This window comes from Adlercreutzia caecimuris B7 (assembly GCF_000403355.2).
In the GTDB taxonomy this organism is placed as follows: Bacteria; Actinomycetota; Coriobacteriia; order Coriobacteriales; family Eggerthellaceae; genus Adlercreutzia; species Adlercreutzia caecimuris.
Genome location: NZ_KE159646.1, coordinates 1,671,396 through 1,687,830, shown reverse-complemented (window position 1 = coordinate 1,687,830; position 16,435 = coordinate 1,671,396). Strand labels below are relative to the sequence as shown.

Genomic DNA, 16,435 nt, shown 5'->3' with positions numbered 1-16,435 from the left:
GCGAGCTGTGGGAGCTCCTTTTGGCTTAGAAATCACGGTTTTGTTACCAAAAGCCGCACGAATGAGGTGCCAGGTAATACAGATGCGACCGTTTCCCCAGGTGGCGTATTACGCCAGGGGCGATTTCGCGCTCGTGCGGTAACAAAACCGTCGATTCCAAGCCAAAATACGTGAAATTTAGTTCAGGAAGGAAACAGGTGACAAGGGACGGCCGTTTTCGGGAGAGCGCCCTCGTATGATGGGGAGGTTTCCTATTCGCCGGGCAGAGGGTCCGGCTGCGTGAAAGGACTTCCCCATGCGTCTGCAGGACAAGGTAATAGTAGTAACGGCGGCCACGCGCGGGATCGGCGCGGCCATTGTGAGGGCGTGCGCCCAGGAGGGGGCGACCGTCTATATCGGTGCCCGCAATATGGAGCGCGCCCAGAACGAGGTCGACGAGATGACGGCGGCTGGCTTTGCGGTGAAATGCGTGTACAACGACGCGTCCAAACCCGACAGCTACCAGTCGATGATCGATACCGTAGTGGCCGCCGAGGGGCGCATCGACGGGCTTGTGAACAACTTCGGCGGCACGAACCCCGCCGAGGACAAGGACCTGCTGAACACCTCCTACGACGACTTCATCAGCGGAGTGGACGTAAACGCGGGCAGCGTGTTTCTCGGCTGTCAGGCGGCGGCGCGCGAGATGGTCAAGACTGGCGGCGGTTCCATCGTGAACATCAGCTCCATCGCCGGCAGCGTGCCCGACATCAGCCAGATTGCCTATGGCACGGCGAAGGCGGCCATCAACCATATGACGAAGTCCATGGCCGTGCAGCTGGCCCGCGCCAACATCCGCGTGAACGCCGTGGCGCCGGGTATGACCGCCACCGATGCCGTAGCCGATAACCTCTCCGATGAGTTCAAGGCCTTCTTCCTGCGCCACATTCCGCTGGGCCGTATGGCCGAACCCGAGCACATCGCCGCGGCCGTGGTGTACTTCCTCGGCGACGAGAGCGCTGCCACCACCGGCCAGCTTATCGAAGTGGCCGGCGGCTTCGGCCTGGCCACGCCCATCTACGCCGACGCCATGGATGCCGCTGTGGCCCGGTAGGGGGCCGCTGGCGAAAATATAAAGCGGGTCGGAGCGGGCCTCTGGCGCAGGGGCCCGCTCTCGTCCTATAATGAATCAATTATTCATCCAGGGCACCGAGTGGAAAGAAGGAGCGCACAGCTATGGCCTACTACTTCGAGGAACCGTCCCGTACATTCAACGAGTACCTGCTGGTGCCGGGCCATACGCCCGCCGATTGCGTGCCCGCGGCGGTCAGCCTGAAGACGCCCCTGGTGAAGTACCGCAAGGGCGAGGAGGACTGCCCCCTCGAGCTTTCCGTGCCCATGGTGTCCGCTATCATGGCCGCCGTGTCCGACGACAAGATGGCCGTGGCCCTGGCCACCGAGGGCGGCCTGTCGTTCATCTACGGCAACCAGTCCATCGAGGACGAGGCCGCCATGGTGGCCCGCGTGAAGGACTACAAGGCGGGCTTCGTCACCTCCGACGCGAACCTGTCGCCGGATATGACCCTCGAACAGGTGGTGGACCTGAAGGAGCAGTTCGGCCACTCCACCATGCCCGTCACCGCCGACGGTTCGGCCCATGGCAAGCTGCTCGGCATCGTCACCGAGCGCGACTACCGCCTCTCCCGCATGGAGCTGACCGAGAAGGTGGCCGACTTCATGACCCCGCGCGAGAAGCTCGTGGTGGCTCCGGCCGACACCTCCCTCAAGGAGGCCAACGACATCATCTGGGAGCACAAGCTGAACTCCCTGCCCATCGTGGACGCCGACGATCACCTGGTGGCGCTCGTGTTCCGCAAGGACTACGACTCCCACAAATCCAACCCCGATGAGCTGCTCGACTCCCACAAGCGCTACATGGTGGGCGCGGGCATCAACTCCCGCGACTACGCCGAGCGCATTCCGGCGCTCGTGGAGGCCGGTGCCGACGTGCTGTGCATCGACAGCTCCGAGGGCTATTCCGATTGGCAGAAGATGACCATCGAATGGGTGCGCGAGCACTACGGCGATGCCGTGAAGATCGGCGCGGGCAACGTGGTGGACGCCGAGGGCTTCCGCTTCCTGGCCGACGCGGGCGCCGACTTCATCAAGATCGGCATCGGCGGCGGCTCCATCTGCATCACCCGCGAGACCAAGGGCATCGGCCGCGGCCAGGCCACGGCTACCATCGAGGTGGCCCGCGCCCGTGACGAGTACTTCCGCGAGACCGGCGTGTACATCCCCATCTGCTCCGACGGCGGCATCGTGTACGACCACCACATCTCGCTCGCCCTGGCCATGGGCGCCGACTTCGTCATGCTGGGCCGCTATTTCGCCCGCTTCGACGAGAGCCCCTCGGCCAAGGTCATGGTGAACGGCACCTACATGAAGGAGTACTGGGGCGAGGGTTCGGCCCGCGCCCGCAACTGGCAGCGCTACGACTTGGGCGGCAAGAAGAAGAACCTCTCCTTCGAGGAGGGCGTCGATTCGTACGTGCCCTACGCCGGCAGCCTGAAGGACAACATGGCCATCACGCTGCTGAAGCTGAAGAGCACCATGTGCAACTGCGGCGCGCTCACCATTCCCGAGTTCCAGGACAAGGCGAAGCTCACGCTGGTGAGCGCCACGTCCATCGTGGAGGGCGGCGCCCACGACGTGCTGCTGAAGGACAAGGCCCCCTACGCGAGCAACACGCGCTAGCTAACTGCTCCACGAGCAAGCCCTGATCTGTCGAAGGCGGTCTCCGAATAGGAGGCCGCCTTCGTGTTGGAACTTATATATACGTGCACGGCGCACCGAAAATCCGCTGGTTGTGTCTAAAGTTCTGAGAAATTGACGTTCTCGTGCCGCCTTTCTTGACGGATGCTATACTTCCATTTCAATGGATAAGACCGCCTATTTTGCGAAGGAACGGAGGCGATGTGGGCGAATTTTCGATCGGCATAGCACTTTTTGTGCTGATCATCGTCGTAGGTCTTGTAATCGGCCTGCGGCTGAGCTCGACATCGCCTCAGCGCCGTGCCGTTGCTGCTGCATTTGCGTCGATGGCTCTGGTGGCTGCCCTGTTCTGGGTTGTCGCCATTAATGCCTCCCAGGTGTGGTCGGCCCCCTTCTTCGCCATTGCCTGCATTGTGGTGCCCATTGCCGCCTACATGGGCGTGATGAAGGCGGCCAAAGCAGCTCAGGCTGCTCGGCGCCGTGAGGAGCCCACGCTACGCGCCCGCACGACCGAGCCGCGGACGCGCACCGTGAAGCCGGGCGTCGGCGTCGATGGCGCACTCATGCCCGTGACCCCCAACCACCCGGTGAACGAGTTCCGCTCGCTGCAGCGTCCGTGCCCGCCGGTCGAGGACTACGAGCTCGAAGACGAGGAGCTTCCGACTGTCGAAGAGGGGGCGCAGGAGGAGGACGATTCTGCCGAGGTTGTCGAGGCGGCTCGGAACGAGAACGTCGAGTGTGCCGACGGCCCCGATGTCGCCGAGCCTTCGGATGCAACCGCCCCCGACCCCAAGGCCGAAGCGTTTATCGAGGATTATCTGATCGAGCAGAACGAGGCCGACGACGGCATCTTCGAGCCGGAGGTTGCTCCGTCGCTCAAGCCCCCGCAAGGGCCTTCCCACAGTACGTCTACGATGATGCTCACCGTTCCCTTTGCCGAGGGCGACGAGCGCTACCTCGTGGTGTCTGACACTGAGACGGTGCCCAATCCCATTCTGGCCTATAAGCGCACGACGTCGTCTCATCTGGTGCCGCTCGGCTCTCCGCGTCGGGGCGCTCATGCCAAGCCGGCGCCCGAGCCGGACGTGGAAGCCGCTTCGGTGGCGCCTGCCATCCCCGAGGCCGTGGCCGCTCCCGAGGCCGAGGCGGAGGAGACCTTCAAGCTGCGCAAGACCGTGCTCGATCCGAATGCCACCGGCGAAGTGGATTTCTCCGCCATCTTCGGCACCGCGGAAGAGCCCGCTTCGGGCGACGATTCGCAGCTCGCCCTCGACTTTACGGCCGCCCGCGGGCTTGCGTCGCCGGCTTCCGTAAAGCCGAAGGCCGTTCCGTCTTCGGTTTCGCAGGCCCCCGCGGCGCCTGTTGCAGCTTCCGTGCCGACCGCATCGCCGGCTCCGGCTGTGTCCGCGCCCGAGCCCACGCCTGCGCCCGCGCCCGAGCCCGCACCCGAGCCCGCACCCGAGCCCACGCCTGCGCCTGCGTCCGCGCCTGCTTTTGCCGTGGCGTCCGCCGCGCCGGAGTCTGCGGCCCCCATCGCAGGCGTTCCCGCGCCTGCCCCCGCAGCGCAGCCGCAGATCGCCCCGCAGCCTGCTCCCGCCCCGCAACCGGCGATCGCTCCCACCGCGCCCGAGCCCGTGCCCGCAGCGGAGCTCGCGCCTGCAGTTGCGCCCGAGCCTGCGCCGCTGTCCGCTCCGGGCATCGAGGTCCCCGCCGATTTCGTGCCGGCGGCTCCCGCGCCCGCCTCGACCCGCGAGGCTCGCTTCGAGGAGTTCCTCGCCAAGGCCCAGGGTCTGCGCGACAAGGGGCTCTATCCCGTGGCCGCCCGTCTGTACGGCGAGGCTGCCGCGGCGGCGCCGCAGGACTCGGACGCCCGTCGCGCCCGCTTCGAGGAGATGGCCTGCTATGTGAAGGCGGGCCAGGGCGACAAGGCTCGCGCTCTTGCCGCCGAGCTGCGCACGTCCAGTGTGCTGACGCGTGTGGAGCGCATTAAGCTCGACGCCGTCGAGAGAATGGGCTAGGCCATGGCTCCGCGATCCCACGTGAAACAGCCGATGCCCGACGACCGTATGGCCGGCGCGCGTCCGCTGCCCGAGCACCCCGCGCTCGGTCGGCGTCCGCGTTTCCCCGCCGCCTCGCCCTATGCGGCGCCGTTGATTGCCGTTTGCGCCGTGGCGCTGTCGGCGTGCATGGCGTTCGGTAATCCCGTTATTTGGGAGAGCGCGGCCCAAAAGGAGCCCGCTCCGGTCGACGAGCCCGCCGCAAGCAATCCGGCGCCCGCCCCGGAGCCCGAGAAGGCCGAGGAGGAGCCCGCGCCCGAGCAGGAGACCATCGGCGAGTACCAGGCCATCTCCCAGAGCGAGGATCCTGGACGCAGCGAGAATATTCGCCTGGCTACCGAGGCCATCGACGGCACCGTTATCGAGCCGGGCGGCACGTTCTCCTTCAACGACGTAGTGGGCAACACCTCCGCCGAGCGCGGCTATCAGGAAGCGGCGGTTATCCGCAACGGCGAAGTGGCCCAGGGCGATGGCGGCGGGGTGTGCCAAGTGTCTACGGCCCTCTACATCGCCGCGGTGAAGGCCGACATGGAAATCGTGGAGCGGCACCCCCACTCCGTTCCGTCCGATTATGCCCCCATCGGGCTGGATGCGACCATCGTGTACGGCTCGTTCGACCTGCGCTTGAAGAACAACACCGATCATGCCATAACCATCCATGCCAAGGCCGTGGGCCAGACGGTGGACGTGAGCATCGAGGGCGATCCGCTGCCCGAGGGGCGCACGGTGGATGCCACGTCCCAGATCGTCAGCCGTTACGAGCGCGACGACGCGGCGGGCACGCTGCGCCAGTACTACGTGTCCGAGGCGTTCCGCGTGTACTACCAGGACGGTGTGCGCACGACGCGCGACTTGCTCTCGAGCGACATCTATCAGGTGGACGAGAACACTCCGGTCACCACGTCCGAGGGCAGCGTCGATCCGAACAAATAGCGGGCTGCGGATTTTCCGCCCAGACCTCCCAAAAGGCCCCCAGTTTCCGCTGACGCGGGCGCTGCTTTCGTATACAATGGGGCCTATCTGCAAGTTATGAGCTTTCGGTCGCCCGGGCGGCCCGCTCCCTCCGAGAAAGAGCTGAAAATGGAAACCAATGAGTCCATTCTCGTTCGCAGCGTCGTCGGCCTTGACGATCGTCGGGTCATCGGCAAGATGCGCGAGCTGCGCGTTGATTGCGACACCCTTGCCGTAAGCCACTACATTGTGGCGAGCGCCACCACTACGGCGCCGCTCGTGCTTCCCTTCGACCGCGCGCTGGCTGTCGGCGACACCTTCGTCACGGTGCAGTCGCGTGAGAACTTCCTGCCGGCTTCCGATGGCAGCGCCCAGGCGCTCATCGCCGGCGGTTTCAAGTTGGTGGGCGTTGAGGCCTACAGCCGCACCGGCGATAAGCTCGGCGCGGTGGCCGGCTACGAGTTCGATCCGGTCTACGGCACGGTGACGAGCATCACCCTGGAGGATGGCTCCGTGTACGCCGCCGACACCTTCGTGTTCTTCGCTCCCGAGTTCGTCTTCGTTGACAACGGCGCCAAGACCGCGGCCGAGCTGCGCTCCTCGGGCGATGTGGTTGCCGAGGAGACGGTGGTTGAGGAAGTGGTCGAGGAGGCTCCCGCTCCGTCTGCTGCCGAGGTGGCCGCGGCGGTGGCCGTGGCTGCGACCGAGGCCGAGGAGGAGGCCGAGGAGGCCGCCGAAGAGGTTGCCGAAGAGGCCGCTGAGGAAGCCGCTTCCGATCTGTCCGCCGAGGACGCCCAGCTCGTCGAGCTGCTCGTGGGCGCCACGCTCGTTGACGACGTGACGAGCGAGGACGGCGCCTTCACGGTGAAGAAGGAAACGGTGCTCACCCGCGAGATCGTGGACGAGGCCATCTCCCACGACGCACTGCTGCTGCTGACCCTGGCCGCCGATCTGTAGGCCGCCCGAGCCCGAGCAATTTCACCTGGCGCCCTTCTTCGAGAGGGGCGCCTTTTTTGCGCACTTATGTCGTCTGCAAGCCTTCGAACAGGGCACGCAGGTCGTCTTCGAAGATGCTGTGGGGCAGGCGCACGAAGGCGATGTCGTGGGTGATGGGCGCATCGGAAAGCGGAATGACGCGCAGGGCGCCCTCCCGCACCTCGCGTTGCACGGCCGATTCGTAGACAAACGAGATGCCCAGGTTGCCCGCCACGAAGATCTTGATGATGTCGAGGCTTTCCACCACGCAGGTGTCGGAGAAGGCGGCGGGGGAGAGGTTGTGCTTGGCGAGCGCATGGGTGAGCACGTCGCGGCTGCCGCTGCCCTCTTCGCGCAGGATAAGCCGCTCGCCCAGCAGATCCTGCATCGATGCGGGCTCCGTGGCGAAAGCGTGGTCGGCGGCGCAGATGCACACGAGCCGCTCGGTGCGGAACGTATCGCCCGCAAAGGCGCTCTTGTCGAAGAGTCCTTCCACGAAGGCGCAGTCGATGGCGCCCTGGGCAAGCAGGGCCAGAAGCTGCTGGGTGCCCCCCGAACGCACCGTGGCCCGAATCTCGGGATGCGCGGCCAGATAGCGCACGAGGGGGGCGGCCACTACGTATTCTCCGGCGGTGAGGGTCATGCCGATGCGCAGCTGGACGGCTGCGCCGTGGGCCACTTCGGCGATGCGCTCGTGGAGCAACGCGTCGTCGTGGGCCATGGTGGCAAGGGCGTCGCGCAGCACACGGCCCGCTCGGGTGAGCTCCAGCTTCTTGCGGTGGTAGGTAAACAGCTTCGCGTTGTATTCCCGCTCGAGATACGTGATGTGCTGCGACACGGCCGGCTGCGTGAGAGCCAGCTCCTCGGCGGCGCGGGTGTAGTTGAGCGTCTTGCAGACGGTGAGGAAGGTCTTCACGCGAAAGTCTTGCACCGAGCTTCCTTTCTTGAAGTTGAGAGCCGCGGCCGCGGGGGTGCACGGCCGCATGATGCCTGGTAGTCTAACCATAACATCAAGTTATGACAACATAAATATATATAAGTTTTCTTTTGGTAAGGAACCCCGCATAATAACGGCAATGAATTTCCTGCGGCTCGCTGCGATCTTTCCGGCGATCCGTGGTCGAAACCCCCTCATCAATCAATGAGCCCCGAACGAAAGGCAGCCTATGCGCGACATTATCAAAAAAGTACCGATCCCCACTGCTGGCGTGGCCCTCGGGTTGGCGGCTCTGGGCAATCTGCTTCAGCCCTATACCGAGATCGCCCACGGACTCTGCGGCGGACTCTCCCTGTTTCTGGTGAGCATGCTCGTCGCCAAGGTGATCCTGTTCCCGTCCATGATTCGCAGCGATCTGCAGAACTCCATTCTGGCCAGCGTGTCGGCCACGTTCTTCATGACCCTCATGCAGCTGGCAGGATACCTGGCGCCTGTGGCCATTGTGCCCGCCTTCGGGCTGTGGTGCGCGGCCATAGTGGGCCACTTTACGCTGATGGCGTGGTTCACGGCCCACTATATCCGTCGCTTCAAGCTCTCCGAGGTGTTTCCCACCTACTTCATCTGCTACGTGGGCATCATTGTGGCGGCAGTCACCTCGCCTGCCTTCGGTATGGAGGCCTTCGGCCGCGGCATCTTCTGGTTCGGTCTGGCCTGCTTTGCCGTGCTGCTGGCCACGGTGGTGGCCCGCTACCTCAAGCACGAGATTCCCGAGCCGGCCCGTCCGCTATTCTGCATCTTCGCGGCTCCGCTGGGCCTGTCGCTGGTGGGCTACCTGGCCGTCACGCCGAATCCCGACCCGCTGTTCGTGGGCGTGCTCATGGGGCTCGGCCAAGTGATGCTCGTGGGCGTGGCAACCCAGCTGCCGAAGTTCATCGCCTTGAAGTTCTACCCGAGCTACGCGGCCATGACCTTCCCCTTCGTGATCTCCGCCATGGCTTTCGGCAAGGGCGTACAGGCTCTCTACGCCGCCGGCGCGACCATTCCCGCGCTGCCCGTAGTCGAGGCGCTCATCGCCCTGGAGACCGTGTTCGCGGCGGTGATGGTCACTTACGTCTTCGTGCACTACATGAAGTTCTTCTTCGGCACGCCGAAGGGCGCTCCGGTTGCGGCTCCGGCCGTAGAGGCCCCCGTGGTGCTCACCGCCGAGACGGCCGAATAACTCCGCAGTTTCTCGCCTCGGACGCCGCTGGCCTTCACGCCGCGACGCCCGACGGCTCCTCCTCTCTCTCCTGAACGCCCCGGCACCCTCCGGGGCGTTCCCCTTTTCAGGGCCCTTTGACTTGGAGAGGGGGGGAGGGGGAAGGAACAGGCGACCGAAGGGGAAGGAGCGGAGAAGGCGAGGAGAGGGGGCGGGCGGCCGAGGGGGGGGCGGGCGGCCCGGTTAACGTTCCATGGCGCGGTTGATGGGAAAGACGGCCGGCTCGATGTCCCGCATTACTCCTCGATGGCGCGGGCGATGAGGGCGCGCAGCTCGTCGATGCCGTCGCCCTTCTCCGACGAGGTGACCACCATGGGCGTGCCCTTCGGCAGGTCGAGGGCCTTCTTGATGGCGGCTCGCTGCTTCTGCTGCTGCTGTTTCGAGAGCTTGTCGGCTTTGGTGAGGGCGATGGCGAAGGGAAGCTCGGCCTCTTGGAGGAAGCGTACCATGTTGCGGTCGAGCGCCGAGGGGTCATGGCGGATGTCGATGAGCGACACCACGAGCGCGAAGTCGCGGTCCTGGTTGTAGTAGCCCTCGATGAGCTCCGACCAGCGGCCCTTCTCCGACTTCGACACCTTTGCGAAGCCGTAGCCGGGCAGATCTACCAGATCACGGCCGTCCACATCGTAGAAGTTGATGGTGGCCGTCTTGCCGGGCGTTGATGACACCTTCGCCAGGCCCTTGCGGTACATGAGCTTGTTGAGCAGCGACGACTTGCCCACATTTGAGCGCCCTGCGAAGGACACCTCGGGGCCGGTGGACGCGGGCAGCTGCGCGGAGGTGCCGTAGGCGGCCTTAAACGATGCGTTGTGGAAGTTCATGGGTGCTCCTTCGGGGACGGGGCGGTATCGCGCGTTCGGACGCGGCGGTGCGGTGCCGCACGGCCGCGCACGGCGACTGATCGCTTGCACGGACGGATAGCGCTGCTCGCTCGCGCGGTTGCCCAACGGTGCGCGCCCGCGGGTGCCAGGCGCTGCTCGTTCGCGCGGGTGCCAGGCGCTGCTCGCTCATGTGGATGCCCAGCGGCGGTCGCCAGCGTGCGGACAGTCAACTTGAAACGACGGTTTGCGGCATCTTCGCCTCATGACACGTATTTTGGCTTGAAAACGACGAGTTTGGAACCGAAAAGAGGCTGAAATCGGCTGCGGTAATACACGAGCAGGGAAAATGCTGCGTCAGTAATACGCTTTACGTTGAGAATCGAGCCTTCGGGTACCAAAACCGTCGTTTTCAAGCCATTTCGCGGCCAGCAAGGCGGAGAATGGTTCCATTCATGGTAGCCGAAAGACGAACCACGCAAGGATGGGAGCAGCGGAATGGCAGAAAAAGGACGCAGCGACAAGCTGGAAGTGGCCCGCATCACGGGCGTGCAGGGGATTCGGGCGGCCATGGCGCGTCTGGCCGACGACGAGGCCGAGGTGCCGCTGCCCACCGACGAAGTGGATGCCCCCCGTCCGGTGAAGACCTGCGCCGTCTGCGCTGCCGACAATGACGGCACCCGCGACACCTGCTGGAACTGCGGCGCGTCGCTTCGCCGGGTGCGGTAGGCGGAAAGGTCCCCGGCCCCGTTCACTCGGACAGACGCCGCGCCTTCCATAAAAGGTCACTTATGCCGTCCATGGCGATGGCCTCTATGGGCAGGGCCGGAGCGGTCGCGCTGGCGGCATGTGCCTGCTCCGATTATAGGAGGCCCCGGCCCTCTTCTCCGTTCGGGTTTGCGGAAGCCCCCGCTTGCATTGCTAGAACGCCGCTCTCCAGGCGGGGAAAGCTCTCCAGGCGGGCGCGGGCCTTCCTTTGGGGAAAATCACGGCTATAATGGGGCAATCAATTCGCGGTCGGGAGCGGGCGACGGGCGCGGTCGGTGCGGGGGCACGGGCCGATGCGGGCGTCTGCGGGCCCGGCCGAGCAAGCCGCGAGCATTCGAGGGAGAGCCATGAAAGCCTACAATCCCCATGAGATCGAGCCGCGCCTCCAGCTTGCCTGGGAGGAAGCGGGCCTGTTTTGCGTGCCGGAGAACTCCGACGCGCCGAAGAAGTACGTGTTGGAGATGTTCCCGTACCCCTCCGGCGACATGCACATGGGCCACGCGAGCAACTACACCTACGGCGACGTGGCGGCCCGTTACGCGAAGATGCAGGGCTTCGACGTGCTGCATCCCATGGGCTGGGACGCCTTCGGCCTGCCCGCCGAGAATGCCGCGGTGAAGCATCACAGCCATCCGGCCCTGTGGACCTACCAGAACATCGAGACCCAGCGCAAGAGCTTCACGCGCATGGGATTTTCCTACGACTGGGACCGCAAGGTGGTGGCCTGCGACCCCGAGTACTACCGCTGGGGCCAGTGGATCTTCCTGAAGTTCTGGGAGCGCGGGTTGGTGGAGCGCCGCAACAGCCCGGTGAACTGGTGCCCGAGCTGCGCCACGGTGCTCGCCAACGAGCAGGTCATCGAGGGGCGCTGCTGGCGCTGCGACTCCGAGGTGGAGAAACGCGATCTCACCCAGTGGTACTACAAGATCACCGATTACGCCCAGGAGCTGCTGGACGACCTGGACCAGCTCACCGGTTGGCCCGAGCGCGTGAAGCAGCAGCAGGCCAACTGGATCGGCCGCTCCGAGGGCGCCAATGTGGACTTCATCCTGTGCGATGCGGACGGGAACGCTCCGGCCGAGCCGACTGAAGACGACATCATCACCGTGTTCACCACTCGCGCCGACACGCTGTTCGGGTGTAGCTTCTTCTTGCTGGCCCCCGAGAGCAAGCTGGTGCCCCAGCTGGTGGCCGGCACGGAATACGAGCAGCCCGTCATGGAGCTCGTGGAGGCCGCCAAGAAGGTGACCGCCGTGCAGCGGGCCCAGGGCGACCACGAGAAGCACGGCGCCTTCACGGGCCGCTACGTGGTGAACCCCATCAACGGCGAAAAGGTGCCCGTGTGGGTGGCCGACTACATCGTGGCCGACTACGGCACCGGCGCCGTGATGGCCGTGCCCTGCGGTGACACGCGCGACTTCGAGTTCGCTCGCAAGTACGACCTGCCCATCATCCCCATCATCCTTTCCGAGGACGATCCGCTGTACCCGTCGTTGAAAGACGAGCAGAACCGCGTGGTGACCGAGGTGGACTGGCCGGAGGCCTACGCCGCCGAGGGCACCCTCGTGCAGTCGGGCCCCTACACCGGCATGGCCGGCGGCAAGCACTCCGAGGGCGAGGCTGCCATCGTGGCCGCCCTGGAGGAGGCAGGCCGCGGCAAGCGCACCGTGGAGTTCCGCCTGCGCGATTGGCTCATCTCCCGCCAGCGCTACTGGGGCAACCCCATTCCCGCCATCCACTGCGAGGCGTGCGGCGTGGTGCCGGTGCCCGAGGAGGATCTGCCCGTGCGTCTGCCCGAGGACATCGACCTGGCCGCCGGCGAGACGCTCGCCACCCACGCGGGCTTTGCCGAGTGCACCTGCCCGGTGTGCGGGAAGCCTGCCCGGCGCGAGACCGACACCATGGACACCTTCACGTGCTCCAGCTGGTACTACATGCGCTACACCGACCCGCACAACGAGCACGGCCCCTTCGATCCGGCGAAGGCCAACGCCTGGATGCCCGTGGACCAGTACATCGGCGGCATCGAGCATGCCATCCTGCATCTGCTCTACAGCCGCTTCTTCACGAAGGTCCTGCGCGATTTAGGGATGCTCGACTTCGACGAGCCCTTCACGAACCTGCTGTGCCAGGGCATGGTGCTCGATGCCCACGGCGAGGTGATGAGCAAATCCAAGGGCAACGTGGTCTCGCCCGAGGCCATCATCGCCGAGTACGGCGCCGACGCGGTGCGCACCTACACGCTGTTCCTCGGGCCGCCCGAGAAGGAGAAGCTGTGGAACGACGACGGCCTGCCGGGCATGTACAAGTTCCTGAACCGCCTGTGGCGCCAGGTGCACGACCTGGCGGGCAAGGCCGGCGATGAGACGCTGTTCCAGCAGAAACCGTCCGACGAGGCGGCCGTGGCCGCGGCGAAAAAGCTTGTGCGCGAGCGCCATCGCGTGGTGCAGAAGGTGAGCGCCGACATCGAGCGCAACAACTTCAACACCGCCATCGCCGCCATCATGGAGCTGTCCAACGCCGCTGGCGAGTACCTGCGCGCCTTCAGCCCCGACACCCGCGCCGCCTGCCCCGACCATCGGGCGCTCGACGCCGATGTGGCCGAGACCCTCGTGAAGCTCATGGCCCCCATCGCGCCGCATATCACCGATGAGCTGTGGCGGGAGGCCCTCGGCCGCGAGGGCTTCCTCTACGGCGAGCCGTGGCCCACGTTCGACCCCGAGCAGGCCCGCGCCGACGAGGTGGAGCTGGCCGTGCAGATCTGCGGCAAGCTGCGCGCCCGCATCATGGTGGCCGCCGACACCCCCGAGGCCGACGTGCTGGCCGCCGCCCGCGAGGCCGTGGCCGACGCCATCGAGGGCAAGGCGGTGAAGAAGGAAGTGTACGTGCCCGGCCGCCTCGTGAACATCGTGGCGGTGTAGGAGCCGCTGCTGGACAGGCAACACACGTGAAGGCGCTCGCGATGCTCAGCATCCGGGCGCCTTCTTACGTCTGACAGGATCCTTGTCGAACGAGGGCTTGGGGATCAGCCGAGCATCGTGTCCAGGGCCTCGAAGAGCTTGTCGATTTCGATGGGCTTGGTCAGATGCCCGTCCATGCCGCAGCGCAGGGCCTTTTGACGATCTTCCTCGAAGGCGTCGGCGGTCATGGCCAGGATGGGAATGTGCGCCAAGCGCTCGTCTTCCAGAGCGCGGACGGCGCGCGTGGCCTCGTAGCCGTTCATGACCGGCATCTGCACGTCCATGAGCACCAGCTGGAAATGGTCGGCGCCAGATGCCTTCAGCAGATCCACTGCCTCCTGGCCGTCCACGGCATACTCCACCGTGAAGCCCTCGTCTTCCAGAAGCGTGATGGCTATCTCGCGGTTCAGGTCATTGTCGTCCACAAGCAGCAAATGGCTGCCGCGCATGGCGTGGGAGCGGGTGCGGGCGGCCCGTTCGGCCTGGGCCCGCGCCGCCTGCGTGCCTCTTGCGTCCAAGGCGAGCAGCAGCTCAATGGTGAATGTCGTGCCGCGGTCCTTTTCGCTTTCCACGGTGATCGTGCCGTGCATCATGTCCACCAGGTTCTTCGTGATAGACATGCCCAGGCCCGTGCCCTGGATGCCGCTGATGGTGCTCGTGCGCTCGCGCTCGAAGGGGTCGAAGATGTGATCCACGAACTCGGGGGCCATGCCGATGCCCGTATCGGACACGGTGAAGCGGTAGCGGCCGCAGCCGGCCGGCGCTCCGGTCAGCTCGTCGACGGCTACGCGGATGAACCCGCCCGGATTCGTGAATTTCAGCGAATTGCCCAGCAGGTTCAGCAGGATCTGGTTGATGCGCAGCTTGTCGCAGCACACGTCGGCGTGGGCAATGCCCCCGGTGTCGATGGTCAGATACAGCTGGCGTGCGCTCGCCTCGGCCTGGATGATGCTGTAGAGGTCGTCCAGCAGGGTGATGAGGCTGCAAGGCTGCTCGTCGAGCGATACCTTGCCGCTTTCGATGCGGCTCATGTCCAAGATGTCGTTGATGAGGCTGAGCAGGTGGGCGGACGACGACTGGATCTTGTCGAGGTACTCGCGCACGCGCTCCGGCTGGTCGATGCGGCTGCCGGCCAAGGTGGTGAAGCCCACGATGGCGTTCATGGGCGTGCGGATGTCGTGGGACATGTTCGAGAGGAAGGCGCTTTTGGCGGCGTTGGCCTTGTTCGCCGCCTGCAGGGCCTCTTCCAGAAGCGCCCGCTTCTTCACCTCGTCGCGCGTCTGCGCATCAACGCTGCGGAAGCCGAGCACGATATCGTGGCCCTCCTTCCAATCGCCGGTGCGCACGGCCGTGGCTTGGCAGTACTCCATCTCGGCGTCGCGAACGATACGGTAGTTCACGTGGGTGCGCGTGGTCTCGGCCAGCACTTCGCGCAGGTAGTCGGCGGACAGCGTCTCGCGCATGGTGGCGCGATCGTCCTCGTGCACGGCGCTCTCCAGGTAGGCTCCAATGCAGGATTCCAGCTGCAGGGGTCCGGCGAACAGCTCGTCGAGGTGGCGCATCTCGTCGCCGCTCACGCGCAGCGGCATGCCCTCGCCGGTATCCAGGTTGAACGAGCACACGATGAGGTAGTCCTCCGAGAGCGCGTGGATGAGCTCCTTCTGGTAGCGCTCCTTCTGCACCTCCTCCAGCTTCCTGTCGGTGTAATCCAGAAGGAAGCGCTGGAACAGAAGCTCCCCGTCGCTCTCGATGAGCTTCACGTTGCCGAGCACGTGCAGGATGTCGCCGTTCTCGTGGCGCACGCGGTACTCGGTAGACACCGAGTCGCCGACGTTTTTCAGCAGGGCGATGCTTGCGCGCAGTCGCTGGGCGTCTTCGGGCAGCACCGAGGGGGCTACCATATCGAAGCCGTGCTCCATGAGGCTCTCCTCGGATTCGTAGCCGAGAATTCTCAAGGCGGCCTGGTTCACGCCGATCAGGCGACTGCCATCGAAGGAATGGGTGATCACGCCGCATTCCATGGTGGTGAAGATGGTCTCCAGGGTGCGGTTCTTCTCGACGATCTCGTTCTCGAAGGCGCGCTCCTGGGTGACGTCTATGCCCACGCCCACGGTGCCCATAACGGCGCCGTCGATGTTGTACAGGGGCGACTTGTAGGTGGTGAGCAGGCGGATGCCGTCGCTGGTCTGCACCGTCTCCTCCGAGACGATGGTGGACTCGCTTTCCATCACCTGGCGCTCCGACTCGATGCAGGCCGGATCGTCGGCCTCGACATCCCAGATATAGGCGTGGCCGCGGCCCTGCACGTCGTCTTTGGCCTTGTTCACCGTGGCGCAGAAGGCGTCGTTGACCTTGTGGTGGATGCCGTCCTTCGATTTGTACCACACCAGCGACGGAATGGAGTTGATGGTGGCCTCCAGATACTGGTTGTCGCGCCAGGCGTCGGCATCGCGCTTGCAGCGATCGAGCCAGCGCTCGAAACGGTAGGAGAGCTCGCGGGCGGAAAGCGGCGCCACCCAGATATCGTGGATGTGGTCGAGCAGCGGCGCCAGCTCGTCGATCTGCTCGCGGGCGGCGATGATGACGATGCAGGTCCGCGGCTTCTTCGCCTCCAGGGCCTTGCGGACCCAGGCGAGCGCATCATGGCCGGTCACGTCCACGAATAGCGCGTCAGCTTCGGCCATGGCGGCCGTATCGGGCGCTTCGAGTCGGCGGAAGCGGTGCGAGAAGGAGGGGCGGGGCTTGGCGGCCTCGGCCACCGACGCGAACCCGTCGGCCACTCCGACGAGGCAGATATGAACAGGGCAGTGGTACATGACGCGTGTCCTTTAGAATACGCCCGGCAGATTACGGCAACGTTACGAGAGGGCAACGTTTCATTCATCGTAGTATACCAAGTTTGATGCCAAGTTTATCTGCGCATTTTAGCGAAGACGCTCATCGCAGCCTAAATTTGC

The 16,435-nt window shown here is 65.1% G+C and carries 11 protein-coding genes; 8 read left to right on the top strand and 3 right to left on the bottom strand.

Annotated features, from left to right (window positions below):
• The first annotated feature begins 295 nt into the window (after window positions 1-295).
• From hdhA to C811_RS10750, 5 genes are all read left to right on the top strand, one after another.
• Window positions 296-1,093: a 7alpha-hydroxysteroid dehydrogenase gene (hdhA, locus tag C811_RS10770; RefSeq protein ID WP_016309629.1), complete on the top strand. Its 798-nt coding sequence runs from the start codon at window positions 296-298 to the stop codon at window positions 1,091-1,093.
• Between the two features lie 122 nt (window positions 1,094-1,215).
• The gene (locus C811_RS10765; RefSeq protein ID WP_016309628.1) at window positions 1,216-2,736 is read left to right on the top strand and encodes an IMP dehydrogenase; all 1,521 of its coding nucleotides are present in this window, start codon (window positions 1,216-1,218) and stop codon (window positions 2,734-2,736) included.
• A gap of 221 nt (window positions 2,737-2,957) precedes the next feature.
• The gene (locus C811_RS10760; protein WP_016309627.1) at window positions 2,958-4,772 is read left to right on the top strand and encodes a tetratricopeptide repeat protein; all 1,815 of its coding nucleotides are present in this window, start codon (window positions 2,958-2,960) and stop codon (window positions 4,770-4,772) included.
• Between the two features lie 3 nt (window positions 4,773-4,775).
• Window positions 4,776-5,744, top strand: a complete 969-nt coding sequence (locus C811_RS15845) for a VanW family protein (protein ID WP_016309626.1) — start codon at window positions 4,776-4,778, stop codon at window positions 5,742-5,744.
• 147 nt (window positions 5,745-5,891) lie between these two features.
• Window positions 5,892-6,719: a hypothetical protein gene (locus C811_RS10750; protein WP_016309625.1), complete on the top strand. Its 828-nt coding sequence runs from the start codon at window positions 5,892-5,894 to the stop codon at window positions 6,717-6,719.
• A 64-nt stretch (window positions 6,720-6,783) separates the two neighbouring features.
• Here C811_RS10750 and C811_RS10745 read toward each other — a convergent pair whose 3' ends face one another.
• Window positions 6,784-7,668, bottom strand: coding sequence for a LysR family transcriptional regulator (locus C811_RS10745; RefSeq protein WP_022926525.1), 885 nt, complete (start codon window positions 7,666-7,668; stop codon window positions 6,784-6,786).
• 235 nt (window positions 7,669-7,903) lie between these two features.
• Between C811_RS10745 and C811_RS10740 the strand changes: the two genes are divergently transcribed.
• Window positions 7,904-8,893 (top strand): TDT family transporter, encoded by a 990-nt coding sequence (locus tag C811_RS10740; RefSeq protein ID WP_016309623.1) that lies wholly within the window; start codon window positions 7,904-7,906, stop codon window positions 8,891-8,893.
• A gap of 275 nt (window positions 8,894-9,168) precedes the next feature.
• Here the strand turns inward: C811_RS10740 and yihA are convergent, their stop codons facing one another.
• Window positions 9,169-9,753, bottom strand: coding sequence for a ribosome biogenesis GTP-binding protein YihA/YsxC (gene yihA, locus C811_RS10735; RefSeq protein WP_016309622.1), 585 nt, complete (start codon window positions 9,751-9,753; stop codon window positions 9,169-9,171).
• A gap of 495 nt (window positions 9,754-10,248) precedes the next feature.
• Between yihA and C811_RS10730 the strand changes: the two genes are divergently transcribed.
• Both C811_RS10730 and leuS read left to right on the top strand, forming a co-directional pair.
• Window positions 10,249-10,479 (top strand): hypothetical protein, encoded by a 231-nt coding sequence (locus tag C811_RS10730; protein WP_016309621.1) that lies wholly within the window; start codon window positions 10,249-10,251, stop codon window positions 10,477-10,479.
• 386 nt (window positions 10,480-10,865) lie between these two features.
• Window positions 10,866-13,439 carry a leucine--tRNA ligase gene (gene leuS / locus C811_RS10725; protein WP_016309620.1) on the top strand — a complete coding sequence of 858 codons (2,574 nt, stop codon included), beginning with the start codon at window positions 10,866-10,868 and terminating at the stop codon, window positions 13,437-13,439.
• A 104-nt stretch (window positions 13,440-13,543) separates the two neighbouring features.
• Here the strand turns inward: leuS and C811_RS10720 are convergent, their stop codons facing one another.
• A complete protein-coding gene (locus C811_RS10720) occupies window positions 13,544-16,294 on the bottom strand; it encodes a PAS domain-containing hybrid sensor histidine kinase/response regulator (protein WP_016309619.1) in 2,751 nt (916 codons plus the stop codon).
• Between the last annotated feature and the right edge of the window lie 141 nt (window positions 16,295-16,435).